This is a genomic window from Armatimonadota bacterium, from assembly GCA_039679645.1.
GTDB lineage: Bacteria > Armatimonadota > UBA5829 > UBA5829 > UBA5829 > UBA5829.
Window position 1 is genome coordinate 1 of record JBDKUO010000015.1, and the last position, 23,750, is coordinate 23,750.

At 52.1% G+C, this 23,750-nt stretch carries 23 protein-coding genes, 1 pseudogene and 1 other annotated feature; of the genes and pseudogenes, 22 read left to right on the forward strand and 2 right to left on the reverse strand.

Annotated features, from left to right (window positions below):
* Positions 1-190 precede the first annotated feature (190 nt).
* Positions 191-461: a binding site (T-box leader), on the forward strand.
* A 32-nt stretch (positions 462-493) separates the two neighbouring features.
* The 17 genes from ilvD to ABFD83_03285 all read left to right on the forward strand — a co-directional run bounded on the left by ilvD (position 494) and on the right by ABFD83_03285 (position 17,252).
* Positions 494-2,173, forward strand: coding sequence for a dihydroxy-acid dehydratase (gene ilvD / locus ABFD83_03205; GenBank protein MEN6356074.1), 1,680 nt, complete (start codon positions 494-496; stop codon positions 2,171-2,173).
* 123 nt (positions 2,174-2,296) lie between these two features.
* Positions 2,297-3,973, forward strand: coding sequence for a biosynthetic-type acetolactate synthase large subunit (ilvB, locus tag ABFD83_03210; protein ID MEN6356075.1), 1,677 nt, complete (start codon positions 2,297-2,299; stop codon positions 3,971-3,973).
* Positions 3,974-4,051: 78 nt separating this feature from the next.
* Entirely contained in the window at positions 4,052-4,543 is a 492-nt protein-coding gene (gene ilvN, locus ABFD83_03215) for an acetolactate synthase small subunit (protein MEN6356076.1), read from the forward strand.
* A gap of 93 nt (positions 4,544-4,636) precedes the next feature.
* Positions 4,637-4,948: a hypothetical protein gene (locus tag ABFD83_03220; GenBank protein ID MEN6356077.1), complete on the forward strand. Its 312-nt coding sequence runs from the start codon at positions 4,637-4,639 to the stop codon at positions 4,946-4,948.
* A gap of 23 nt (positions 4,949-4,971) precedes the next feature.
* The gene (gene ilvC / locus ABFD83_03225; protein MEN6356078.1) at positions 4,972-5,973 is read left to right on the forward strand and encodes a ketol-acid reductoisomerase; all 1,002 of its coding nucleotides are present in this window, start codon (positions 4,972-4,974) and stop codon (positions 5,971-5,973) included.
* A 199-nt stretch (positions 5,974-6,172) separates the two neighbouring features.
* Positions 6,173-6,634: a C-GCAxxG-C-C family protein gene (locus ABFD83_03230; protein MEN6356079.1), complete on the forward strand. Its 462-nt coding sequence runs from the start codon at positions 6,173-6,175 to the stop codon at positions 6,632-6,634.
* A gap of 33 nt (positions 6,635-6,667) precedes the next feature.
* Positions 6,668-8,227, forward strand: coding sequence for a 2-isopropylmalate synthase (locus ABFD83_03235; GenBank protein ID MEN6356080.1), 1,560 nt, complete (start codon positions 6,668-6,670; stop codon positions 8,225-8,227).
* A 36-nt stretch (positions 8,228-8,263) separates the two neighbouring features.
* Positions 8,264-8,653, forward strand: coding sequence for an NUDIX domain-containing protein (locus ABFD83_03240; protein MEN6356081.1), 390 nt, complete (start codon positions 8,264-8,266; stop codon positions 8,651-8,653).
* 40 nt (positions 8,654-8,693) lie between these two features.
* Positions 8,694-9,044 carry a hypothetical protein gene (locus ABFD83_03245; protein ID MEN6356082.1) on the forward strand — a complete coding sequence of 117 codons (351 nt, stop codon included), beginning with the start codon at positions 8,694-8,696 and terminating at the stop codon, positions 9,042-9,044.
* A 3-nt stretch (positions 9,045-9,047) separates the two neighbouring features.
* Positions 9,048-10,310 carry a 3-isopropylmalate dehydratase large subunit gene (gene leuC, locus ABFD83_03250; GenBank protein ID MEN6356083.1) on the forward strand — a complete coding sequence of 421 codons (1,263 nt, stop codon included), beginning with the start codon at positions 9,048-9,050 and terminating at the stop codon, positions 10,308-10,310.
* A 78-nt stretch (positions 10,311-10,388) separates the two neighbouring features.
* The gene (gene leuD, locus ABFD83_03255; protein ID MEN6356084.1) at positions 10,389-10,880 is read left to right on the forward strand and encodes a 3-isopropylmalate dehydratase small subunit; all 492 of its coding nucleotides are present in this window, start codon (positions 10,389-10,391) and stop codon (positions 10,878-10,880) included.
* Positions 10,881-10,905: 25 nt separating this feature from the next.
* Entirely contained in the window at positions 10,906-11,304 is a 399-nt protein-coding gene (locus ABFD83_03260) for a GxxExxY protein (protein MEN6356085.1), read from the forward strand.
* A gap of 79 nt (positions 11,305-11,383) precedes the next feature.
* Positions 11,384-12,481, forward strand: coding sequence for a 3-isopropylmalate dehydrogenase (gene leuB / locus ABFD83_03265; GenBank protein ID MEN6356086.1), 1,098 nt, complete (start codon positions 11,384-11,386; stop codon positions 12,479-12,481).
* 36 nt (positions 12,482-12,517) lie between these two features.
* Positions 12,518-14,095 (forward strand): citramalate synthase, encoded by a 1,578-nt coding sequence (cimA, locus tag ABFD83_03270; protein MEN6356087.1) that lies wholly within the window; start codon positions 12,518-12,520, stop codon positions 14,093-14,095.
* 269 nt (positions 14,096-14,364) lie between these two features.
* The gene (gene ispH / locus ABFD83_03275) at positions 14,365-15,198 is read left to right on the forward strand and encodes a 4-hydroxy-3-methylbut-2-enyl diphosphate reductase (protein ID MEN6356088.1); all 834 of its coding nucleotides are present in this window, start codon (positions 14,365-14,367) and stop codon (positions 15,196-15,198) included.
* Positions 15,199-16,512: a DUF512 domain-containing protein gene (locus tag ABFD83_03280; protein ID MEN6356089.1), complete on the forward strand. Its 1,314-nt coding sequence runs from the start codon at positions 15,199-15,201 to the stop codon at positions 16,510-16,512. It begins immediately after the preceding gene.
* Entirely contained in the window at positions 16,509-17,252 is a 744-nt protein-coding gene (locus ABFD83_03285) for a phosphodiester glycosidase family protein (protein MEN6356090.1), read from the forward strand. The genes ABFD83_03280 and ABFD83_03285 overlap by 4 nt, the downstream gene beginning before the upstream one ends.
* Before the next feature lie 272 nt (positions 17,253-17,524).
* Here ABFD83_03285 and ABFD83_03290 read toward each other — a convergent pair.
* Positions 17,525-17,665: pseudogene (locus tag ABFD83_03290) on the reverse strand (zinc-ribbon domain-containing protein).
* A 293-nt stretch (positions 17,666-17,958) separates the two neighbouring features.
* Between ABFD83_03290 and ABFD83_03295 the strand changes: the two are divergent.
* The 4 genes from ABFD83_03295 to ABFD83_03310 all read left to right on the forward strand — a co-directional run bounded on the left by ABFD83_03295 (position 17,959) and on the right by ABFD83_03310 (position 20,736).
* Positions 17,959-18,393, forward strand: a complete 435-nt coding sequence (locus tag ABFD83_03295) for a tetratricopeptide repeat protein (protein MEN6356091.1) — start codon at positions 17,959-17,961, stop codon at positions 18,391-18,393.
* A gap of 522 nt (positions 18,394-18,915) precedes the next feature.
* Positions 18,916-19,491 carry a flavodoxin family protein gene (locus ABFD83_03300; GenBank protein MEN6356092.1) on the forward strand — a complete coding sequence of 192 codons (576 nt, stop codon included), beginning with the start codon at positions 18,916-18,918 and terminating at the stop codon, positions 19,489-19,491.
* Positions 19,492-19,678: 187 nt separating this feature from the next.
* Positions 19,679-20,227: a DsbA family protein gene (locus ABFD83_03305; GenBank protein MEN6356093.1), complete on the forward strand. Its 549-nt coding sequence runs from the start codon at positions 19,679-19,681 to the stop codon at positions 20,225-20,227.
* 23 nt (positions 20,228-20,250) lie between these two features.
* A complete protein-coding gene (locus ABFD83_03310; GenBank protein MEN6356094.1) occupies positions 20,251-20,736 on the forward strand; it encodes a redoxin domain-containing protein in 486 nt (161 codons plus the stop codon).
* Positions 20,737-20,836: 100 nt separating this feature from the next.
* Here the strand turns inward: ABFD83_03310 and ABFD83_03315 are convergent, their stop codons facing one another.
* Complete coding sequence (locus ABFD83_03315) at positions 20,837-21,574, reverse strand: SDR family oxidoreductase (protein ID MEN6356095.1); 738 nt, start codon at positions 21,572-21,574, stop codon at positions 20,837-20,839.
* A 224-nt stretch (positions 21,575-21,798) separates the two neighbouring features.
* Between ABFD83_03315 and ABFD83_03320 the strand changes: the two genes are divergently transcribed.
* Positions 21,799-23,739, forward strand: a complete 1,941-nt coding sequence (locus ABFD83_03320; GenBank protein MEN6356096.1) for a methyl-accepting chemotaxis protein — start codon at positions 21,799-21,801, stop codon at positions 23,737-23,739.
* Positions 23,740-23,750: the final 11 nt, after the last annotated feature.

The window sequence follows — 23,750 nt, forward strand, 5'->3', positions numbered from 1 at the left end:
GCGCTGGAAGAGGCACGGAATCGAGACAATCGCACATTTGCGCTCTGCAGTGCTTAATAAAAGAACTGGCAATATATTAGAGGCTGCCAAAATTGCAGCGTGATTCCGTAAATCTGACATGCACCCCTATGAGCACAGCTTATTGACCGTTCAACCGCTAATGTGATAACATATAACGAGATAATAATAGACACAGGCGATGATGAGGACAAGTAAGTCGTATTGATGTCAGCTACAGAGACCCTGCGGTAGCTGCAAAGCAGGGGCGGCGCATATGACCCAAGCTCACCTCGGAGCCGGCAAGAGAAAACCGATTTAATAATCAATATAAAATACTCAATATTAAATCGATGAGTAGATTTGCCCGGGATGCGCCCGTTACAGCGTTTTGAGGGTTTGCGGAGCAGTGACGCGCCGCAGGCTGAACCAGGGTGGTACCACGAAAACCTCTCGTCCTTGGGATGGGAGGCATTTTTTGTAACAGGTGAAGATTATGAAGAGTGACGTGCTGAGAACAGGAATGGAAAGAGCGGCCGGTCGCGCGCTGCTTAAGGCGATGGGTTATATCGATGAGGAGATATACAGCCCGCTTGTCGGTATTGCGAACTCGTGGAATGAGATCGTGCCGGGGCATATTCACCTCGATAAGATTGCCGATGCCGTGAAGTCGGGCGTGCGGATGGCAGGCGGCACACCCATGGAGTTCGGTGTGATCGGTGTCTGCGACGGCCTTGCGATGGGCCATGAGGGCATGAAATATTCCCTGGTCACTCGCGAGCTCATAGCCGACTCAATCGAGTGCATGGCCAAGGCGCATGCGTTCGATGCATTAGTCCTGATTCCCAACTGCGATAAGATCATACCGGGCATGCTGATGGCGGCTGCTCGTGTCAATATCCCGACTATAATCGTGAGCGGCGGGCCTATGATGGCCGGTCGATATAAGGGCAAGAATATCTCAGTAACTGAGATGTTTGAAGGCGCCGGTTCGGTTCTTGGCGGCAAGATCACTGAAGAAGAGCTTACTGAACAGGAAGAGGTTGCATGTCCGGGCTGCGGAAGCTGCGCTGGAATGTTCACCGCCAATTCAATGAACTGCCTGACTGAAGCCCTCGGTATGGGTATGCCCGGCAACGGCACAATCCCGGCTGTGATGGCCGCCAGGATCAGGCTCGCGAAGCAGGCCGGTATCAAAGTGATGGAGCTTCTCGATAAAGATATTAAGCCTCGAGATATCATGACCGAAGCTGCGTTCGGAAACGCGCTTGCCGTCGATATGGCATTGGGGTGCTCTACAAACACGACTCTGCATGTGCCTGCGATAGCTCACGAGGCGAAGATACCTTTCAATCTGGACATGTTTAACGACATCAGCGCAAAGGCGCCGCATCTGGTGACACTTGCTCCGGCTGTTGCTGACCCTGCAAATGGGATAAGCCATTACCTGCAGGACCTGAATGAAGCAGGCGGCATCCCGGCAGTGATGAAAGAACTCAGCAAAAAGGGCTTGATCGATGAATCAGCAATAACAGTTACGGGCGCTCCATTGGCTGATATACTTGCTGGTGCAAAGATTGAAAATGAGAATATCATACATCCGATCGATAAGCCTTATCATAAAGAAGGCGGCCTGGCGATCCTTCGTGGAAACCTTTGCCCGGATGGCGCTGTAGTAAAGCAGGCTGCCGTTGACCCAGAGGCCTGGGTCTTCGAGGGCCGCGCTCGCGTCTTCGAGTGCGAGGATGATGCCGTGAAAGAGCTGCTAGCGAAGAACGTCAGCAAGGGCGATGTGATAGTCGTGCGTAATGAAGGTCCCAAAGGCGGCCCCGGTATGCGCGAGATGCTTACCGCCACAGCAACTGTGGTCGGCCTGGGAATGGGCAAGGATGTTGCTCTTATCACCGACGGCCGCTTCTCCGGCGCATCGCGCGGAGCGTGCATCGGTCATGTATCACCCGAAGCCGCATCGGGAGGCCCTATTGGCCTGCTTAAAGACGGCGATATCATAAAAATTGACATACCCGGCAAACGGATGGACGTTGTGCTGTCCGACGACGAGCTCGAAGCGCGGCGCAAGGAGTGGACTGCTCCTGAGCTGCGGATAAAGGAGGGATATCTCGCGCGTTACGCGCGCACCGTCGCCTCCGCCGCAAAAGGTGCTATCGTCGAATAGGTGATAGGGGTTAGGTGTCAGGGTTGGGTTAGAGGTTCAGCCTTTAAGTAATCGACTTCCCTCCCCAACACCCATTACCTAACACCCAACACCCGTTAATGTGGAGGAGTATGTAAATTGAAAATGAATGGAGCTAATGCTCTGATCCGGTCGTTAGTGGACCAGGGCGTTGAAGTAGTGTTCGGATTGCCGGGCGGTCAGGCAATTCCTATATATGATGCGCTGTATGAGCGCGAAGACCTGCGCAATCTGCTGATGCGCCACGAGCAGGGTGCGGTGCACGCAGCAGACGGCTATGCGCGCGCCACAGGCAAAGTCGGTGTATGTATTGCGACTTCCGGCCCGGGTGCAACCAATCTGGTTACGGGTCTGGCGACTGCTTACATGGACTCGATACCGGTGCTGGCCATTACAGGCCAGGTCAAGACGACGGCCTTGGGCAAGGACTCGTTCCAGGAGGCCGATATCACCGGCATCACACTGCCTGTGACCAAGCACAATTTCCTGGTCAAGAATGCCGATGATCTGCCGAGGGTTATTGCCGAGGCTATGTATATTGCTTCGACCGGTCGACCCGGCCCGGTGCTGGTGGATATTCCGATTGACGTCTCGCTGGCCGAGACCGATTACAAGCCGGTCAAAGAGGTTAATATACGCAGCTATTCGCCGCATATCGAGATCAACGACGAAGATATCAAGCGGGCGGCGGAGCTTATAAACGCCTCCGAGCGCCCTGTGATCTATGCGGGCGGAGGTGTTGTGCTCTCCGGCGCATCCGAGGAGATTACCAAACTCTCCGATATGACGCATATTCTGGTGACGACGACTCTGCTGGGCAAGGGAGCCATCTCCGAGTATAGCCCTCACTCACTTGGCATGCTCGGTATGCACGGGACAGCGTATGCAAACCATGCTGTCGATCAGTGCGATCTGCTGATCGCCATCGGCGCGAGGTTTGACGACAGGGTTACCGGCAAACTGGCAGCCTTCGCGAAGAGAGCGAAGGTCATACATATCGATATCGACCCGGCTGAGATAGGCAAGACAGTTGCGCCGGACGTCTCGGTTATCGGCGATTGCAAGGAAGTCCTTACGCGGCTGATCCCTATGGTCAACCCCAGGCAGGAGACCGATTGGAACAAGAAAATCATGCAGTGGCGCACCGAGTTTGCTCTCAAGTGCCCCGCCGATGATGGTGAGATCCATCCGCAGTGCGTGATCGACTGTCTTTCAGAGATGACAAAGGGCGAAGCTATAATCGTGACAGATGTCGGCCAGCACCAGATGTTTACCGCGCTCTATTACAAGACGACATCACCGAAGCGATTTTTATCCAGCGGCGGCCTCGGGACCATGGGCTATGGCTTTCCAGCCGGAATCGGCGCGGCGGTCGGCTGCCCGGACCTGCCGGTGTTTGCAATTTGCGGTGACGGCGGCTTCCAGATGACTCTGCAGGAGCTTGCCCCGGCGCTTGAGTATAAAGTGCCGGTCAAGATCGTGCTTATGAACAATCGTTATCTTGGGATGGTCCGCCAGTGGCAGGAACTCTTCTGGAACAGGCGCTATTCGGGAGTGGATATTTCGTATCAGCCCGATTTTAAGCTGCTTGCCGAGGCCTATGGAGCCGTGGGTATCGTTATCGAGAAGCCGGGCGAGGTTAAGGACGCGTTTGCGCGGTCGCTGGAGATCAAAGATAAGCCCGTGATTTTAGATTTCCATATAGCTCGCGAGGAGAACGTATTCCCGATGATCCCCGCAGGCCAGAGCATCGAAGAGATGATGGTGAATAGACCGAGATAGCGTCATAACGTCATAGCGTCACAACGTCACAACGTCGGGACGCTGGGACGCACGACGGAGGAAAAAATGAAACGACCAATGCAACATACAATAACCGTGCTGGTGGAGAACAAGCCCGGCGTGCTCGCAAGAGTATCGGGCCTGTTTGCACGGCGCGGGTTTAACATTGAATCACTGGCCGTCAGCATCACGGACGACCCTACTATATCGCGTATGTCTATTGTTGTCTCGGGTGACGATTCGATCCTGGACCAGATCAACAAGCAGACAGACAAGCTTATAGACGTAATAAAAGTGATTGATTACGTCGATACGCCGATTGTCGAGCGCGAGCTTGCTATGATCAAGGTCAATGCCGAGAACATGCAGCGCGCAGAGATTATGCAGATAGTCGATATTTTCCACGCGAAAATTATTGACATTAGCGAAACAACATTTACTATAGAAGTGACCGGCAACACGGATAAAGTCGATGCCATTGAGCGGCTGTTGGCGCCTTTCGGGATCAAAGAGATGGTACGAACAGGCATGATCGCCATGGCTCGCGGCTCGATCACCGCTGTCGGTTAAGAAAGTAGAGAGTCAAGAGCGAAGAGTAAAGAGCAAGAGGGCTTATAGTGTCAAAGGCTCTTAGCTCTCCACTCTCCACCCTTAGCTATGAATATGGTTGAACGGGTAATGCTCTTCTTTTCGGTTGCGGGTCCGCTCGCGGGGCTGATAGTCGGCCTCTTTTTGGGAGCGCATGAACGATCCTCGTGTCCGAAGATGATTGGTGGTTTGCTCGTCGGCGCGCTCGGCACTGTCGCTTACGGCATGTGGCGCGTCTATGGGCTTATAACAGGCAAGCTGAGTCTGGATTCCGTGTGGAATCTTTGCATACAACTTGTCATTTTCGCGGCTGCCGGCGTTTTGTTGGGAGCTGTGAGTTTCAGAATATCTAATATGCTTAAGAGGCGATGGACGGATAGCCCGTAACCTCAAAATGGGAGGAAATTTAGATGCCAGCGAAAATGTACTACGATTCTGATGCAAACCTAGATGTATTGAAGGGCAAAAAAATAGCCATTATCGGCTATGGCAGCCAGGGGCATGCCCAGGCGCAGAACCTGCGCGACAGCGGCCTTGACGTCATTATCTCCGAACTGCCCGGCACACCGAACTATGACCTCGCGGTGGAGCACGGCTTCAAGCCGGTTTCCGCTTCCGAGGCTGCCAAGGCCGGTGATCTGGTCCAGATTCTGCTTCCTGACGAGCTTCAGGCAGCGATCTATCAGAGCGATATCAAGCAGTATATCACTGCCGGTAAGACCCTTATCTTCTCACACGGCTTCAACATCCACTTCGGCCAGATCGTACCGCCGAAGGATGTGGACGTAATTATGATCGCCCCCAAGGGCCCGGGCCATCTGGTCCGCAGAGTCTACACAGAGGGCGCAGGCGTTCCGGCTCTGATCGCTATGTATCAGGATGCCAGCGGCAAGGCGAAAGACACAGCTCTTGCATATGCCAAGGGAATCGGCGCGACCAAGGTCGGCGTCCTTGAGACAACCTTTGAGGAAGAGACCGAGACCGACCTCTTCGGCGAGCAGGCCGTTCTCTGCGGCGGCTGCGCTTCATTGGTGCAGGCCGGGTTCGAGACTCTGGTTGAAGCCGGTTATCAGCCGGAAATCGCTTACTTCGAGTGCTTCCATGAGCTCAAACTGATCGTTGACCTGATGTATGAGGGCGGTCTTGCGAATATGCGCTATTCGGTAAGCAACACAGCCGAGTACGGCGATTACACCCGCGGCCCGCGCGTCATCGACGAGTGCGCCAAAGAATCCATGCAGGAAATCCTTGCTGAGATTCAGAGTGGCGAGTTCGCGCGAGAGTTCATTCTCGAGAACAAAGCCGGACATCCGGTCCTTAATGCCGCGCGACGCCATGGCGACGAGGCACTGATCGAGGAAGTCGGCGCTCACCTGCGCGAGATGATGCCCTGGATCAAGAACAAGAAATAACTAAGGGTTGAGTGTTTAGAGATATGAGTTGAGAGTCGTGGGATGATGGCGGTTCTCCACTCATATGATATATGAACTGGATGGTCGGGGGTGTTATTGCCCCCGACTGCCATTTCCCCCTATGTCGGGGTGATACGCAGCATCTACTTCCTCCCCTGGGGGATAGGGTTGAGGACAGCGTAGCGTGTGGAGGCAGCTTATGCCGGATAAAAATGCAGGATCAATCGCTCTGAAGTATTTTAGTGAAAGGTTTAACTGTGCCGAATCGACGCTACTTGGTGTAATGCAGGCTTGCGACCTTAAATGCGATTGCGCACCGCGTATAGCGACAGGTTTTGGCGGCGGTATTGGTGGCTGCGGTGAAATATGTGGAGCGCTCACGGGTGCTGTTATGGCCTTCGGCCTGAAGTATGGCCGTGAGAGCGGCGATGATCTAGAATCCAAGCTTGCAACAGCAGCAAAAGTGGATGACTTGATAGACGCATTCAGGAAAGAGTTTGGTGTGATCCGCTGCATTGACCTCACCCAGTGTGATATGCGCACGCCCGAGGGCAAGCAAAAGGCAAAAGATTTGAATTTACACAACGGCCTTTGCAGGAGTTTTGTTGAGTTTGCGGCAAATGAAGCCGCGCGATTGATGGCCCCAAATAATCAATACTAAATATAATATCCTAAATCAGAGGGGTTAATGTTGATGGCTAGACGTATACAAATTTTTGATACTACCCTGCGCGATGGCGAGCAGTCACCCGGCGCCAGTATGAATATCGAGGAGAAGCTGAGTGTTGCAAAGCAGCTTGCGCGTCTCAAGGTGGACGTGATAGAAGCCGGCTTCCCGATCTCAAGCCAGGGTGATTTTGACGCCGTAAAAGCTATTGCCGACACTATCAAGGGTCCGGCGATTGCAGGGCTTTGCCGTGCCGGCAAGATGGACATAGACCGCGCCTGGGAGGCATTAGTAAATGCCAAAAAGCCGGTTATTCACACGTTTATAGCCACATCCGATATCCATCTCGAAAAGAAGCTCAAAAAGACACGTGATGAAGTGCTCGATATAGCTGTTATGGCCGTCAAACACGCGAAAGGTTACTGCGAAGATGTCGAGTTCTCAGCCGAGGATGCCGCTCGGTCAGACTTCGATTATCTCTGCCGGGTGGTCGAGGCAGTGATTGACGCAGGCGCGACTGTCGTGAATGTTCCAGATACGGTCGGTTATGCGATCCCGAGCGAATATGGCCCTATGATCGGTAAGCTCATTGCGCGCGTGCCCAATTCGAGTAAAGCGATTATCAGCGTGCACTGCCATAATGATCTAGGGCTTGCCACTGCCAACTCGCTTGCTGCTGTCGCAAACGGCGCAGGCCAGATCGAGTGTACTATCAATGGCATAGGCGAGCGGGCGGGCAATGCAGCTCTGGAAGAGGTCGTGATGGCTCTTAATACACGGCCCGACCTCTTTAACGCCAAAACCGGCATCAACACAACCGAAATATATCGTGCCAGCAGGATGGTCAGTGATGTAACCGGTCTTTCGGTGCAGGTAAACAAAGCGGTTGTGGGCGCTAACGCGTTTGCTCATGAAGCCGGAATCCATCAGCATGGTGTTCTGCAAGAGAGGCGCACATACGAGATCATGGATGCCCAATCGATCGGACTGGCTTCGAACAAGCTGATCTTGGGCAAGCACTCCGGCAGGCATGCAGTCGAGGGCAGGCTCAAGTCTCTGGGCTACAATCTGAACAAAGCCGAACTTGATAAAGCCTTTGAACGGTTTAAGGCTCTTGCTGACAAGAAAAAAGAAATATTTGACGAGGACCTCGAGACGATTGTCGCGGACGAATCTCACGCCACAATCCCGCAGAAGTATCGTCTGTCCTATATGAACGTAATGACCAGTCTCGACGGCATTCCTACCGCCACTATCCGCCTCAAGACGGAAGACAGCGAAATTATAGAGGCATGCGTGGGAGTCGGCTCAGTTGATGCGGTCTACAAGACAATCGACAAGATGGTCGAAGCCCAATATCACCTGGTCGACTTCAATATCAAGTCAGTTACAGGCGGTACGGACGCGCTCGGAGAGGTCACAGTCAAACTGGGAGCCATGAATGGCGAGGTCTATACGGGCCGCGGCGCATCGCTCGATATTGTCGAAGCCAGCGCAAAGGCGTATCTCAACGCAGTGAACAAGCTAGTTTACTACGAAGAGAAGCGTGGCAATGGCGGAAAACCCAAAGACAAAGCAATCCTTTAATTTTAGATTTAGTATTTTATATTGAGTATTTTGCTGATGGTTGATAGGGCTAGGGCAGTTATAATAGAAGACTCAAAAGTACTCTTAATGCACCGGTGCAAGGCTGGGCGTGAGTATTATTCGTTTCCCGGCGGCGGTGTAGAGCCGGGCGAGACTCCCGAGCAGGCATGTGTACGAGAAGTGCTTGAAGAGACCAGCCTTGATGTCGAGATAGTCTCTTACCTGGCAGGCAATGATTTCAATGGTCAGAAAGAGTCTTTTTACTTGGTCAAAAAGCTTTCAGGCGAAGTAAGGCTGGGCGGCCCTGAGCTGGATCGGTTATGTGATGACAATCTCTACGAGCCTATGTGGGTTCAGATAGATCGATTGGCTGAATTGCCGGTATTTCCAAGGCATGTGGTTGAGATAGTTATAAAGCAGATATGATATACCGCAGTATTCCAAGTCGGGAAAGAGGATGTGTGCAATGCCAAAACGGCTGATAATCACTGTAGTGTGTTTTCACGTAAGTGCAGTTATCTTTGTGCTGGAAGGGTTGCTAGCATTTGGTTTGGCTGCTGGAAATATAGGCATTTGGTCAGTCGCAGTGTATATAGCCGCCTGCATCACAAGCTTTGAAATTGTTGTAATGGGTTTACGCAAGCAACGTCGTTGGGCCTGGATTATAGGCATTGTGCTCTCTGGAATAATTATTGTAAGTGGGATCGGCAATGTAGTCGGCCTTGTTCTTGGAGGACTATCGCTTTGGGGCTTGGTCGATTCTGATACTGTAAAAGCATTTCGTCCGGTGCAAGCCGAACCGACAACTGAGGATTAGAATATGAAACAAACAATCACACAAAAAATCCTGGCCGCGCATGCGGGTAGGGATCACGTTGAGCCGGGCGAGCTGATAAACGCAAGGCTCGATCTGGTTCTGGGCAACGACATCACCGCTCCGATTGCGATCAGAGAGTTCGAGAAGATCGGCGCCGAGACTGTGTTCGACAAAGAACGCGTCGCGCTGGTCCCTGACCACTCGACTCCGAATAAAGATATCAAGAGCGCCGAGCTGGTGAAGATTTTGCGCGAGTTCGCCCGCAAGCACAATATCACCAATTTCTTCGAGATCGGCAAGATGGGTGTAGAACACACACTGCTGCCGGACGAGGGTCTGGTCGGCCCGGGTGATGCGGTGATCGGTGCGGACTCTCACACATGCACATACGGCGCGCTGGGAGCTTTCTCGACGGGCGTCGGCTCGACCGACCTTGCCTATGCTATGGCCATGGGCGAGACGTGGTTCAAAGTCCCTGAGCAGATCAAGTTCGTCTATTACGGCAAGATGCCCAAGTGGGTATCGGGCAAGGACTTGATCCTCTACACCATCGGCAAGATAGGTGTGGACGGCGCGCTCTACTGTTCCATGGAGTTCACCGGTGAGGCGATCCGGGCGATGGAGATGGCGGGACGGTTCACGATGTGCAATATGGCAATCGAGGCGGGCGGCAAGAACGGCATAATCGAGCCTGATGAGATCACCATGGACTACATCAAGGGGCGACTCAAGCGCGACTACAAGGTCTATACCAGTGACCCCGACGCGGTCTACAAAGACGTGATCGAGATAGACGTCAGCAAGCTGGAGCCTATTGTGAGCTTCCCGCACCTGCCGGAGAACGCCAAGCCCATCAGCGAGGCGACGCATATCAAGATCGATCAGTCCGTGATCGGCTCATGCACAAACGGCCGCATCGAAGACCTGAGGATCGCAGCGAGTATTCTAAAGGGTCGCAAGGTGCATCCTGACGTGCGTCTGATCGTCATTCCGGCAACTCAGCAGATTTATCTGCAGGCAATCAAAGAGGGTCTGACTGAGATATTTGTCGAAGCGGGTGGGGCGGTCTCTACCCCGACCTGCGGTCCGTGCCTGGGCGGTCATATGGGTGTCTTGGCGGCAGGCGAGAGGTCAGTTGCGACAACCAACCGCAACTTCGTGGGCCGCATGGGTCACACCAAGTCCGAAGTCTACCTGGCCAACCCGGCCATAGCTGCTGCATCTGCGGTGCTTGGCAGACTCGGCAGCCCGGAAGAACTAAAATAGGTGATAGGTGTTGGGTGTTAGGTGCTGGTGAAAGCCATCTCTCGCACTTAGCACTCGTGATCAGATAAGAGGATACGAATGATTAAAGGAAAAGTTCACAAATATGGATCGAACGTCGATACTGACGTTATCATTCCAGCGAGATATCTGAATACGACAGACCCCGCCGAACTGGCGTCACACTGTATGGAGGATATCGACGCCGACTTTACCAAGAACGTTAAGCCGGGCGATATCATAGTAGCTGATGACAACTTCGGCTGCGGCTCCAGCCGGGAGCATGCTCCTATCTCCATTAAGGCGAGCGGCATATCGGCGGTTATAGCGAACACATTCGCCAGGATATTCTATCGCAATGCTCTGAATACCGGTCTGCCCATTCTGGAGTGCCCCGAGGCTGTCGCTGGAATCTCAAACGGCGATGAGGTCGAGATCGACCTCGGCTCCGGTAAGATTACAAACGTAACTACAGGCAAAAGCTATCAGGCAAAGCCATTCCCGCCGTTTATGCGCGAGCTGATAGAAGTAGGCGGGCTGGTGAAATATGCGCAGGCAAAACTGAACCACTGAAACGCTGAATTAAATGAGGCGCTGAATGGACTTAGTTCGTGACGACGCGCGGTACCCGATGTCGGAATTGACGTCAAAAATTATAGCCTGCGCTATTGAAGTTCACAAGACGCTTGGTCCGGGGTTTGAAGAAGTCTTCTATCAACGTGCGCTTTCAAAAGAATTTGCTGCCGCGAACTTTGAAGCGGAGCGTGAAGTGTGGATAGAGGTTTGCTATAAAGGCATTGTTCTCGGAAAGAAGCGTGTGGATTTTGTGGCCGAAGACTGTCTTGTCGAGATTAAGGCCAAGTCGTTATTAGAGGATGTTGATGTAGTTCAGACACTCTCTTATCTAAAAGCGTCTGGCTATCCTATAGCATTATTGATTAATTTTGGCGGCCCAAAAATTGAAGTAAAACGTCTTGCAAATACAATTAAACGTTGATCTCTGCACTATCCATCTTCAGCGTTTCATAGTCTGAATTCAGCGTCTCAGCGGTTCTATGATATAAGTTAGGAAGTAAATGACAACAAAGACATACAAGATAGCGGTTCTACCCGGCGATGGCGTCGGCGTCGAGATAGTCCCACAGGGGATAAAGGCTCTCGATGCAGTGGCAAAGAAGCTGGGTTTGCAGTTTGAATACAAAAATTGTCTGGTCGGTGGAGCCGCGATAGACGCCACCGGCACGGCTTTACCTGATGATACACTTAATGCGGCGCTTGAAAGCGATGCAGTGTTTTTCGGCGCGGTCGGCGGTCCGAAGTGGGATAATCTTGAGCCTGCAAGCCGCAGACCGGAGCGTGGAGCTTTGTTTCCATTGCGAAGGGCTCTCAAAGTATATGCCAATTTGAGGTCTGTGATAGTGTTTGATGCTCTGACGTCAGCATCATGCCTCAAAAAAGAAGCTATTGAGGGCGGTCTGGACATCTTGTTCATCCGCGAGCTGACGGGTGGTATCTACTATGGCCAGCCCAAAGAGCGCCGCGAGATAAACGGCGAGATGACTGCGATCGACACTTGTTCATACAGTGTCAGCGAGATCGAGCGTATTGCGCATGTCGCGTTCCAGCAGGCATCCAGACGCAGGAAGAGAGTCCATTCGGTGGACAAAGCCAACGTGATGGAGACTTCCAAGCTCTGGCGAGAGGTTGTGACCGAGGTTGCAAAACAGTATCCTGATGTTGAGTTGATACACATACTTGCCGACAACTGCGGTATGCAGCTTTTGCGCAAACCGAAGCAGTTCGACGTTATACTTGCAGACAATCTCTTTGGAGATTTACTGACGGATGAGGCTTCGATGCTAGCCGGCTCGCTGGGCATGCTGCCTTCGGCGAGTATAGGCGATGAGCACGGCGGCCTGTATGAGCCTATTCATGGCTCGGCGCCGGATATTGCAGGCAAAGGGATTGCAAACCCTATTGCAACTATATTGACTGCCGGAATGATACTGAGATATGCCTGCGATTGTCCGGAAGGCGCTTCACAGATTCGGTCCGCAGTCGAAGCGGTACTAAATGCGGGCTATCGCACCGGCGATATTGCTGGTGACGGCGGCAAGATCGTTTCGTGCGATGAGATGGGTGATCTTGTCGCGAAGGCGATAGCAGACTCATAAATCGGCGATGAGTGGCTGATATAAGGGGAGATCACATTGCCCAAAATTGCAATATATGACACAACGCTAAGGGACGGCATGCAGGGCGAGGGTATCAATTTCTCTGCAGAGGAGAAGTTGAAGGTAGCCAAACGCCTTGACGACTTCGGCGTGGCCTATATCGAGGGCGGCTGGCCTGGCTCAAATCCCAAGGATATCGAGTTTTTTGAGATCGCTAAGGGTGTTGAGTTCAAAAACGCCAAGCTCGCCGCATTCGGCCGCACCAGGCATCCTAAGTCTGCTGCTGAGAATGATCCGCTACTGCTGGATCTGCTCAAAGCAGAGACCCCGGTCGTCACGATATTCGGCAAGTCATGGGACCTGCATGTTACCGATGTCTTCCGCGTGACTCTCGATAAGAACCTTGCGATGATTTACGACACTGTCAAGTTTCTCGTCGATAACGGCCGTGAAGTCATCTTTGACGCTGAGCATTTCTTCGACGGCTATAAGAACGATAGTGGATATGCCCTGCAAACGCTTGAAACGGCTGAAAGTGCGGGTGCATCGTGTCTGGTCCTCTGCGAGACAAACGGCGGCGCTCTGCCGTCAGAAGTAGCCGATGTAATGGACGTTGTAAAGGCTCGGCTTACAACCCCCATCGGGATCCATTCGCATAACGATTGTGATCTTGCGGTCGCGAACTCTATAGCGGCAGTCCAGCATGGCGCAGTGCATGTCCAGGGCACGATTAACGGCATGGGCGAGCGCTGCGGAAACGCCAATCTTGTTACGATCATGCCCATAATCGAGCTCAAGCTGGGAATGAAGTGTGTGCCTGACGGTATGATCCGCAAACTGACGGAACTCTCGCGCTCTATCGATGAAATAGCCAACCGTGTGCCGGAGGACTGCCAGCCGTTTGTTGGGGCCAGCGCGTTTGCCCACAAAGCAGGTGTCCATGTCGATGCAATGATGAAAAATCCTCTGACTTACGAGCATATCCAGCCGGAGAGCGTAGGTAACCGACGCAGATTGCTTGTATCCGAGTATGCCGGCAAGAGCACAATAGTCGAGAAAGCGCAGCAATATGATGTCGACCTCACCCGGCAGTCTCCCGAGGTCAAGAGCATCTTGAACAAAGTAATGAAGCTCGAGCATGAGGGCTATTCGTTTGAGGAAGCCGAAGGCAGCTTTGAGCTTTTGCTGAAGAAATCTCTTGGAATGTACCGCAAGCTCTTTGATCTCAAGGGTTTCAGAGTCATTATAGAGAAACACGGCCCGAATGATGAGGTTATAACAGAAGCGACCCTTAAAGTAGCTGTTGACGGCGAGGAAGCATTTACAGTCGCCGAGGGTGACGGCCCGGTTCACGCTCTGGACAATGCGCTGCGTCAGGCGCTGAGCCAGTTCTACGGCGAGGAACTTGCCAAGATCAAGCTCACAGACTTCAAAGTCCGCGTCATCAACACCAAAGCAGCCACTGCTGCAAAGGTCCGCACCATTATCGAGACCAGGGACAGTAACGAGGTCTGGAATACGGCAGGCGTCTCTGAGAACATAATAGAGGCGAGCTGGCAGGCCTTGGCTGACGGCGTGGAGTACGGGCTGCTCAAGCACGTTCAGGATAAGTGAAGACAGAAATTTTTATCGCGAAAACACGAAATATGCGAAATCACGAAACCATCTGTCATTTCGAGCGCAGCGAGAAATCTGCTGTTTGGAATCGCAACCTTGGTGATGATTTCTGAATCGTTTACGTTGGTTGTTAGTTGTTTAGTTGTTTCGGAACACCTGTCCCGAAACGGTGGTTTTATAACTCATAACCGACGTTCGGGCGCAATATCTGATTGCGCCCGAAACAGAATCTCGCAATATCCGATTGCGACAACCCTCAACTAATTATGAAAGTAATAATAGCCGACCAGGCCGGAGTCTGCTTCGGCGTAAAAAGAGCATTGGATTTAGTGAACCAGGAGGCCGGCAAGGGTGGTCAGATAGCCACACTTGGCCCTCTTATTCACAATCCTCAGGTAGTGCGCGACCTCGAGGCCAAGGGCGTTCGCGTAGTCAAGGACGTCTCTGAGGTCGAGCAAGGCACAATCGTGATGCCCTCTCACGGCGTGCCCAAGGATGTTTTGCGTAATGCAGAAGATGCCGGTCTCAACGTCGTGGACGCTGCGTGCCCGTTCGTCGAAAAGGTGCATAAGCGTGTCGAGAGGCTTGCCAAAGACGGCTATGTGGTCGTAGTTGTCGGTGATGCGGGTCACAGCGAGGTCAAAGCGATCAGGAGCGCCGCTGGTGAGGATGCGATTGTAGTGAGCGCTCCCGAGGATGTCGAGAGCGTGGACTGGTCGGGCAAGAAAGTTGGGATAGTCAGCCAGACCACACAGACCCCAGAGCGCTTCGGCGAGATCGTCGGCATGATAGCCGCCAGAGCGACTGAAGTTGTGGCTTATAACACTATCTGCTATGCCACTCACGACCGCCAGAGCGCAGCGCGCGAGCTTGCTCCGCAGGTAGAGGCGATGTTTGTAGTGGGTGGTCGAAACAGCGCCAATACCAATCGCCTTGCAGAGATTTGCCGTGAGGAAGGTGTGCCTACATATCATATTGAGACCGCTGCTGAAATCCAGCCCGAGTTGGCCAGAGGGATGCAGGTTGTAGGGCTCACTGCAGGCGCATCTACACCAGAGTGGATTATAGAAGAAGTCAAATCGCGATTGGAGCAGTTGTAGTTGGGTGGCATTATTTCTTATATCGAGCCTGGCAGTATAGCCGAAGACCTGGGTTGGCGTCCGGGCGATGAGATAATAAGTATCAACGATCACATCGTAAGTGATGTCATAGACTTCAGGTTCTATTGCGCCGATGAGTTTCTTTCTATAGTCATAAAGCGCAAAGGCCGACATATTCGCTTTGATATAGAAAAAGACGAGGACCTGCCGCTTGGAGTCGAGTTTAAGAATATACTCTTCGACGGCGTCCGAACCTGCGGAGCGCACTGCATATTCTGCTTTGTCGAGCAGCTTCCCAAGGGTCTGCGTAAGCCGCTCTATCTCAAGGACGATGACTATCGCCTGTCATTCCTAGACGGCAACTTCGTAACACTCGCCAATGTGACTGAAACTGACCTGGACAGGATAATTACCCAGCGCCTGACGCCTTTATATGTCTCAGTGCATGCGACCGATCCCGACCTACGCAGTATGATGCTTGGCCGGGATATACCCGATATCCTTCATCAGATAGACAGGCTCTCAGAGGGTCATATTTCGATTAACACCCAAATCGTGCTCTGCCGTGGAATAAACGACGCAGTCTACCTCGACCGCACAATTGAGGACCTTTCCAGCCGCTACCCGACCGTCAGTTCTATTGCGATTGTCCCGGTAGGAATCAGCGCGCATCGCAGGCACCCTATGCCGATACCTCCAATTGATGCACAATATTCTGCCGATATTTTGCACAAAGTCAAGCAATGGCAGCACAAGTTTATGCAAGAAAAAGGCACAAAATTGGTCTGGGCGTCGGATGAGTTCTATTTGAGCGCAGGCAAGCCCATTCCAAGCGCACGAGCTTATGAAGGCTTTCCGCAGATTGAAAACGGTGTCGGACTGGTGCGCAAATTCAAAGACAGCGCAGCGCGCGCAAAACGTATTTTGCCCGAGAGTCTGCCCCGGCCTCTGCGTGTCTCAATCGTGACGGGCAGATCTGCGGCGCCGATAGTGAGCAAGTGGGCAAACTCACTCAAATGCTCAAATTTAAGTGTCCAGGTCTTCCCAATAGCGAACCATCTCTTCGGCGAGATGGTGACTGTCACCGGCCTCATCGCAGGCAAAGACATTATAGCTCAGCTAAAGGGCAGGGATCTTGGCGATGTGCTGTTTGTGCCTTCAGTCTCTCTTCGCGACGGCGCGTTCCTCGATGATATAACTCTCACAGACCTGCAAAATGAACTCAGTGTGTCTGTAGAGCAAATTGAACCTAGACCTTACCAGCTTGTACGTCGTATAATAGAACTCACATCAGACTTTCGGGGGACGAATTGAGCAGGAATCGGGCTAACAGCGGTCGAGCCGTACTTCTCTTGTTGGTAATGCTGTGCGGCGGATTTTTCCTTATGCACACTCTGGGAATATTCGCAAAGCCTGCGCGCCTGGTGGACAAGCTGAGCGCCGATTATGTAATCTGCGATCTTTCACGCGGCAAGTTCAGAGTTTCACCCGAGGTTGCAGCCAGCGCTGACCGCACCGAATCGTTTGAGTCTATGGTAAAGCGCCTGAAGCCTTACGCCGCCATCTGCGGCACCTATTATGATGAAAACAATCGCCCTCTCGGTGATGTTGTCGCTAAAGGCAGAGTGGTATCGAGGGGCTGCCAGAGACAGGGGATAGGTTTCACATCCTCAGGAAAGATCAAGTTTCTAGAGAGAAAGGGCAGATCCCGTATTGACTGGCGCGGATGCGCATCAGGCATTGCCTGCGGCCCCAGGCTTGTTCGATCAGGCAAGAAAGATATCAATGTTATACGCGACGGTTTCAGTTCCGCAGCCGCTACCAACAAGGCCTGGCGCTGCGCAGTGGGCGCTTCGAAAGACGGCAAGCTGATACTGTGCGCCGTATCGCAGAGCATTACTCTTTCGACTCTTGCTGATGTTATGATTGAGCTGGGCGCGCAGGATGCGATCAATCTGGACGGTGGGAGCATGTGTGCGTTGTATGTAAACGGCAAATACTGCGTGCAGCCTGCAAAGTCTATGAGCAATATCCTGGCCGTATACAAACGTTGACCTTACCAGGGGATGAGTGATTTCAGTTCTCCGGTAAATAAGCTTTATACTTCGCGGGCGGATGCCCCGAAGGTTGGTCTTCTATCAAGGCTGCTTCGGCGCAATCGTATCCGAAGCATATTCGTGCGTGAGAACTGAACTGATTCATGTATGAAATAAAAAAGCACGGAATTTTGGAGTTTGTCCATCATTCCGTGCTTGTGTAGTCTAGTCGAAAAGCGTTTCTACCAGCGGTCGCTTACGCGCTCTCTGGAAAAGCCGCGATCTGACTTCTGGGACTTCCGGGCATCGCGGCAGGTCTTGCAGCGGATCGGCTCGCTGAAACCACGCGATTGGAAGAACTCTTGCTCGCCTGCGGTGAACGTGAAGCTTTGTCCGCAATCCTTGCAGATCAGTTCTTTGTCCTGGGCCATTTGTCTACCCCCTTGAAACTTGTGTTAAGTTGCACTTCTGGAAATGATTTGGACCTTTGAACGGGGGTTTTGTTGTACCCAAGGGTTCATGCTTACCTTTGCCGATTCTTTTGTCCGGTTCGCAAGTCAAATCGACCGTTGCCCGCGAACAGCAGAAGTCATGGTGATTATACCTCAAGGAGTGCACTTTCAAAAGTAATAATGAGTCAAATCACAAAAAAAGAGTTGGAGGAGCTGGAAGTACTCATGCTTAAGGACCAAATTAGGGAATAAAGTGCACGGGGAAGTGTTACATGAGGGCAACCGGCACGTCTCAGTATTTCAGGGACGCAATGACTGAGCACATCACAAATGTTGAACAGGGGATCGTACTCTTCAAAGAAGGCAACTTTGAGCAGGCGGTCGGCATTCTGGAGGACGCCTCTCGGAAATATCCGGGAAGCTATGAGGCCTTCGTGTACCTGGGCGCGGCCTATGCTCAGCAGGGGCGGCACAATGCGGCGATAGGCGCATTGAAGCGTGCCGCCGAGATCAAGCCCGATTCCCCGCGCGTTCACTACAATCTCGGCCAGGCATATGAGGCGGCGGGAGTGCCGCGTGAAGCCTGGTTTGAATACAAAAAGGCTCTGGAACTGGACCCCAAATACGGCCTCGCGCGCGGCGCGCTGATCAGCTTATCACAGCGCCTTCCCAGACTGCTCGGCTCCGGCATTGAAGTGGCGGCATAAGCGTTTATCCGCGGTGCAGGCAACTTTTTTGTCACAAACATACCAGCGCATGGCTATATGGCACGATTTCTGCATGGATATTAACTGCAAAGTGTTGTGCAGCCGGCCTATAGGAGTTAGGGGAGCATATTTCAGGTTTTATGCAAAACGCCCTGCTCCGGTGTTTTGCGATTCAAAGCCCGTTTATTGCGGGCTGCTCACTCCAAAGGGTGGTATATGCCACAACACGTAGAGGCGCTCCGGCACGTCTATCCTCAGGCTGTCGGAGCGTTTATAACGTACGTCTTGCCAGCGCGGCCCCGCTCTGGCATACGGGGCCGCGTCGGAAAGAAAGGAGAGAAAGGGATTTTACTCTCGAAATTGTTGATACCCTCCACCCGCGAGTTCAAAACCTGACGGCTGAAAGAAAAATGTCCGAATTATTATTAATTTGCGTTCGGGCGTTCAAATGCTGGTTGGAGAGGAACATTTATATAGTTCATATAAGATTGAATATACTGAACAAATATATGGAGCATCAAGATGAAAGCAATCGCAATATGCGGCAGTCCTCGAAAGGACGGCAACACCCAGATACTATTGGCACACTGCCTCGCTCGGCTCGAGAAGGACGGCATAGACGTTGAGCTGATAACACTCCGAGACAAGACAATCAAACCCTGCATAGCGTGCGGTATGTGCGGCCAGCGCAAAGACGGCACCTGTTCGATCAAGGATGACAATTTCCAGGAAGTCTTTGACGCGATGAAGGAGGCTGATATCATCGTAGTCGGTTCGCCTGTCTATTTCGGTTCGGCCACACCGCAGACAATGGCTCTGCTTGATCGTGCCGGTTATGTGTCCAGATCGAGCGGCAATCTCCTTTCGCGAAAGATAGGAGGACCGGTCACAGTCGCGCGCCGCGCGGGTCAAAATTTCACATACGCTCAGCTTATGTACTGGTTTATGATAAACGACATGATCGTGCCGGGCTCTTCCTATTGGAACATCGCATTTGGCCGTGCCGCGGGCGAGGTCGAAAATGATGAAGAGGCATTAAGCACCATCGACAGGTTCGCCGAAAATCTGTCCTGGCTGGCGCGCAAGCTGTTTGACTAAGCAATTTCGCATAGTAAATTGCGCGCTTGCTTGTGGTTATAGTGGTGTAAAAAATACCGCGTTATGCAAGTGACTTACCGTTATTTGCTTAGTGTCCACTCGGCTTAAATAATGTCCAATCCTGGGTACACCTATACTCGGTCAGGTGCATAGAAAACGGCGGCAGCCGGATACTGGGGGGATCGAGATGGATTATGGTGCGCTCTCGCGTTTAGCAAAGCCGGTCGTGGAACACGAGCATATTCAAGGTCCGGCTTCTGCTGTGGTGACACTGGTCGAATACGGCGACTATCAATGCCCGAATACGCGCGCTGCATATTCGGTTGTCAAGAAGATTCAGCAATTATCCGGTGATTGGCTGCGGTTTGCATTCAGGCATTTTCCAAAGACTCAAAAGCATGAATATGCTCAAATCGCCGCTGAGGCGGTTGAGTCAGCCGGTGCGCAGGGGCTTTTCTGGGAGATGCACGACTATCTGATGCGTCACACCCATCTCGATGAGGGTTCGCTGATGGATTATGCCGAGGAGATCGGGCTGGATGTGGACCGCTTCGAGTCGGATCTTGCCAGCCATGTTCATAGGCAGCGTGTCCAGGACGACATCGCAGGCGGCTTCGACAGCGGCGTGACTGATACGCCCACATTCTTTATGAACGGCAAGAAATACACCGGCAAACTTACGGAAGATGACATGCTTGAGGCAATTGAGACTGCTGCGGACGACATCGAAGATTAGCGATCCACAGGAGGTGCGCTGTTATGGAACAACACACGAGCAATCCCGGCCTTGGAAAACTCATTCCTCCATTCTCTTTGCGCTCGATTGACGACAAGACAATCTCGCCCTGGGATTATAAAGAGAAGATGGGCCTGATGATTATATTTTTCAACATATATGATCAGGCCGATCTGGAAGCCTTGGCTGTGATCAATCGCCGCTATCATGAGATCACTGACGAAAACGCGGAGGTTATTGCGATCAGCCCAGCCTCTGTTGAAGATATCAAAGCATGCTCGGCTGACTTTAATTTCGCCTTTCCGCTTCTTAGTGATCCTATGGGCAAGATGGCATGCCAGTATAACGCCAATGAGAGTATGATCTATGTAGCGGATAAATTTGGCGAACTGCAGTTTATGGCCCGGCTGTCTGAGAGTATAGACGATACGCTCAACAACGTGATAAACGTTTTAGATCTCGCTGAGTTGGAATGCCCTGAGTGCGGCGTTTCAACATGGACGCAGTAGGAAACAGGCAATAGGTAACGGGTAAACCGATCGCTTGCCTGTTACCTATCACCTATCACCTATCACCTATCACCTAACACCTAACACCTAACACCCATTTTTATCTCCACGGCTCCGATGCAAATCGTCTGAGAACCAGTTCGTCTGTGAATGCCGCTCCATCCTGTGTGCAGAGGTATACCGCTGCTTCAGCCACTTCTTCGGCTGTCATCCAGTTTGGCGAGTCCTCAGGTTCCCCACGGTCCGCTCGCAGATTGGTCGAGAGTCCGGTCAGCACTCCGCCGGGGCTTATCACATGAACCCGGATGCCGTATTTTTGAGTCTCTATGGCAAGGACTTTGCTGAGCCCGACCAGCGCATGTTTTGAGGTGCAATAAACGCCCTGCTCGGAATAACCGCGCCTGCCCGCCATTGATCCGATGTTGATTATCCGGCCTGCTTTACGCTCCATCATTTGAGGGATGACTTCACGGCAGGTAATGAATATGCCTCTGACGTTGGTGTTCATTATGTCGTCCCACGTCTGAGCGGACGTCTCGCATATCTTGCCTAGAGCCATTACACCGGCGTTGTTGACCAGCACGTCAATAGGTCCCAGTTCAGACTGGGCTTTATTGATCGCATTCTTTATCGACTCTTCCGACTTCAAATCCATAATTACCGGCAGGGCTTTTCCACCTTGAGCCGATATCTTTTCGCATAATGCATTTATTTCACTTTCTGTGCGGGCGGCTGCAGCGATTTTTGCTCCTTCGGCTGCGAAAGCTTCCGCAATAGCCTTTCCGATGCCGCGACCGGCTCCCGTGATGAACGCTATTTTACCCTTCAAAATACTCATTATTCCTCCAAGCTTGCCTATCTTACGGACATGTTAGCGCAATAATCAATCGCTTTCAATGGGCGCCGGCTTCGACACATATGTCAAAAAGTGACAGCAGTTTAAGCTTTATAATCTGAGGTTTGGTGTATGCAGACCCAATAATCAAATAGTCTATGCAGTAAATCACTGCGGAAGCCTAAGTGTTTCCAACCAAAAGCGAAAAACAAAGGGGAGTGTCGCTTATGTTGTCAAAAATGAAGATTGGAACCAAGATCGGCGGTGGATTTGCAGTTGTACTATTGCTTACCATGATAGTTGCAATTGCATCTTACACCAGTATCCGCACCATGAACCGCAATACAAAAGAGGCCACCGGACTGCGCGTGAGTGAATTGAAGTGCGCATATGAGCTGGCCTGGTCAATGAGCAAGCATACTATGTATGCTCGTGGATATTTACTCTATGGCTCAGATTCTATTAAGCAGCAATACGAGTCTGAAGTCGCGAAATTCAACGAGACTGCTCAAAAACTCGAAGGCATGTTGACGGACGCTAAGTCCAAAGATGTAATGCGCAGAATTAGAGAGGGCGAGTCCGAATACAGCAAGATATTTAAGGATGAAGCCATACCTGCTTTTCAGTCGGGCAATCGCTCGCTTATGATTAAGCTGGCTCAGGGCAGAATGGCAGATGCAGGCAGCGAGTCAATAACAGCGTCTGAAGAGATGCTGAAAAACATTCAAAAAGCTATGAACGATGCCACGAAAAGGGCTAATGATGCAGGCAGCAATGCAATCAAGTCTGTATGTATCCTTGCTGTTCTAGCAGTCATTCTCGGTGCATTCATTGCAGTCACAGTCACAAGAGCAATCGTAACTCCTATAACGGCTCTGGTGAAAGATGCCGAGGAGGTTGCAGAAGGCGATCTGACCATCCAGGTGGCCGCATGCGGCGAGGACGAAGTGGGCCAGCTTTCAGTAGCTTTCAAGCGTATGGTCGACTCTCTCAAAGATACCATTATTAAGGTTACGAGTTCGGCTGAGAAGGTAACATCTTCCTCGCAGGGTCTGTCTGCCACATCCGAAGAGATCAACAAAGCGACTCAGCAGATCACAGAGACCATCAACCAGGTGGCTGCCGGTTCGCAGGATCAGTCTAAGAATGCCCAATCCAGCGCTATTTCCATGGAACAGTTGAGCCGGGCGGTACACGAAGTTGCGTCAGGTGCTCAGACGCAGGCCAACACCGTGGATCAGACAGTGGCCCTGGTCCAGCAGATCAATGCGGCCATCGATAATGTATCTTCACTTTCCCAGGAAGCTGCAGCGAACGGCCAACAGGTGACCGATGTTGCCAATACCGGTGGCAAGCATGTTGCCGATACCGTCGGTGGAATGGACAGAATAAAAGACGCGACCGACAAAGTCGCCGATATGGTTAAGTCACTTGGTGAGCATTCTCAGCAGATAGGCGCGATTGTCGAGACAATTGACGATATCGCCGAACAGACCAACCTACTCGCTCTCAATGCTGCTATAGAGGCAGCCAGAGCAGGCGAGCATGGCAAAGGTTTTGCAGTCGTGGCGGATGAGGTCCGCAAGCTGGCGGAGAGAAGCTCAAAAGCAACCGGTGAGATTGCCGAGCTGATTTCGAATATACAGCAGATGACTGAGCATGCCGTCGTGGCTATGAATCAGAGCAGCCAGGAAGTGGCCGAGGGCACACAGCTTGCAAATCAAGCCGGTGAAGCCTTGAGCGGCATACAGGAAGCCGTTGTCGGAATTGTAAAGCAGATAGAGCAGATCTCCGCATCGACTCAGCAGATGGCAAGTTCCAGCGCTGAAGTTGTAAAGGCTATTGAGAACGTATCGTCAGTGACGGAAGAAACCACAGCCGCTGCTCAGCAGATGTCTGCCAGCAGTGACGATGTGACGAAGCAGATAGAACAGGTAGCAGCAGTTGGCCAGGAAAATGCCGCAGCGGCTGAGGAAGTGTCTGCGACTACCGAAGAGCAGATGGCTTCCGTTGAGGAACTAACCGCATCAGCCGAGGAACTGGCGCATATGTCGGAAGAACTGCAGGAGCTGGTTGCTCAGTTTAAGGTCGATGAGGCTCCGAGCAGAGGCTCACTACAGGATGTTTCAAGAGCAGTGACCTCACAACGCCGAAAGAAGGCTGCCTGAGATGGAGGATG

Coding starts and splice junctions, on each gene's coding strand:
- ilvD (MEN6356074.1), top strand. CDS start 494: ATGAAGAGTGACGTGCTGAGAACAGGAATGGAAAGAGCGGCCGGTCGC.
- ilvB (MEN6356075.1), top strand. CDS start 2,297: ATGAATGGAGCTAATGCTCTGATCCGGTCGTTAGTGGACCAGGGCGTT.
- ilvN (MEN6356076.1), top strand. CDS start 4,052: ATGCAACATACAATAACCGTGCTGGTGGAGAACAAGCCCGGCGTGCTC.
- ABFD83_03220 (MEN6356077.1), top strand. CDS start 4,637: ATGGTTGAACGGGTAATGCTCTTCTTTTCGGTTGCGGGTCCGCTCGCG.
- ilvC (MEN6356078.1), top strand. CDS start 4,972: ATGCCAGCGAAAATGTACTACGATTCTGATGCAAACCTAGATGTATTG.
- ABFD83_03230 (MEN6356079.1), top strand. CDS start 6,173: ATGCCGGATAAAAATGCAGGATCAATCGCTCTGAAGTATTTTAGTGAA.
- ABFD83_03235 (MEN6356080.1), top strand. CDS start 6,668: ATGGCTAGACGTATACAAATTTTTGATACTACCCTGCGCGATGGCGAG.
- ABFD83_03240 (MEN6356081.1), top strand. CDS start 8,264: ATGGTTGATAGGGCTAGGGCAGTTATAATAGAAGACTCAAAAGTACTC.
- ABFD83_03245 (MEN6356082.1), top strand. CDS start 8,694: ATGCCAAAACGGCTGATAATCACTGTAGTGTGTTTTCACGTAAGTGCA.
- leuC (MEN6356083.1), top strand. CDS start 9,048: ATGAAACAAACAATCACACAAAAAATCCTGGCCGCGCATGCGGGTAGG.
- leuD (MEN6356084.1), top strand. CDS start 10,389: ATGATTAAAGGAAAAGTTCACAAATATGGATCGAACGTCGATACTGAC.
- ABFD83_03260 (MEN6356085.1), top strand. CDS start 10,906: ATGGACTTAGTTCGTGACGACGCGCGGTACCCGATGTCGGAATTGACG.
- leuB (MEN6356086.1), top strand. CDS start 11,384: ATGACAACAAAGACATACAAGATAGCGGTTCTACCCGGCGATGGCGTC.
- ispH (MEN6356088.1), top strand. CDS start 14,365: ATGAAAGTAATAATAGCCGACCAGGCCGGAGTCTGCTTCGGCGTAAAA.
- ABFD83_03295 (MEN6356091.1), top strand. CDS start 17,959: ATGAGGGCAACCGGCACGTCTCAGTATTTCAGGGACGCAATGACTGAG.
- ABFD83_03300 (MEN6356092.1), top strand. CDS start 18,916: ATGAAAGCAATCGCAATATGCGGCAGTCCTCGAAAGGACGGCAACACC.
- ABFD83_03305 (MEN6356093.1), top strand. CDS start 19,679: ATGGATTATGGTGCGCTCTCGCGTTTAGCAAAGCCGGTCGTGGAACAC.
- ABFD83_03310 (MEN6356094.1), top strand. CDS start 20,251: ATGGAACAACACACGAGCAATCCCGGCCTTGGAAAACTCATTCCTCCA.
- ABFD83_03315 (MEN6356095.1), bottom strand. CDS start 21,574: ATGAGTATTTTGAAGGGTAAAATAGCGTTCATCACGGGAGCCGGTCGC.
- ABFD83_03320 (MEN6356096.1), top strand. CDS start 21,799: ATGTTGTCAAAAATGAAGATTGGAACCAAGATCGGCGGTGGATTTGCA.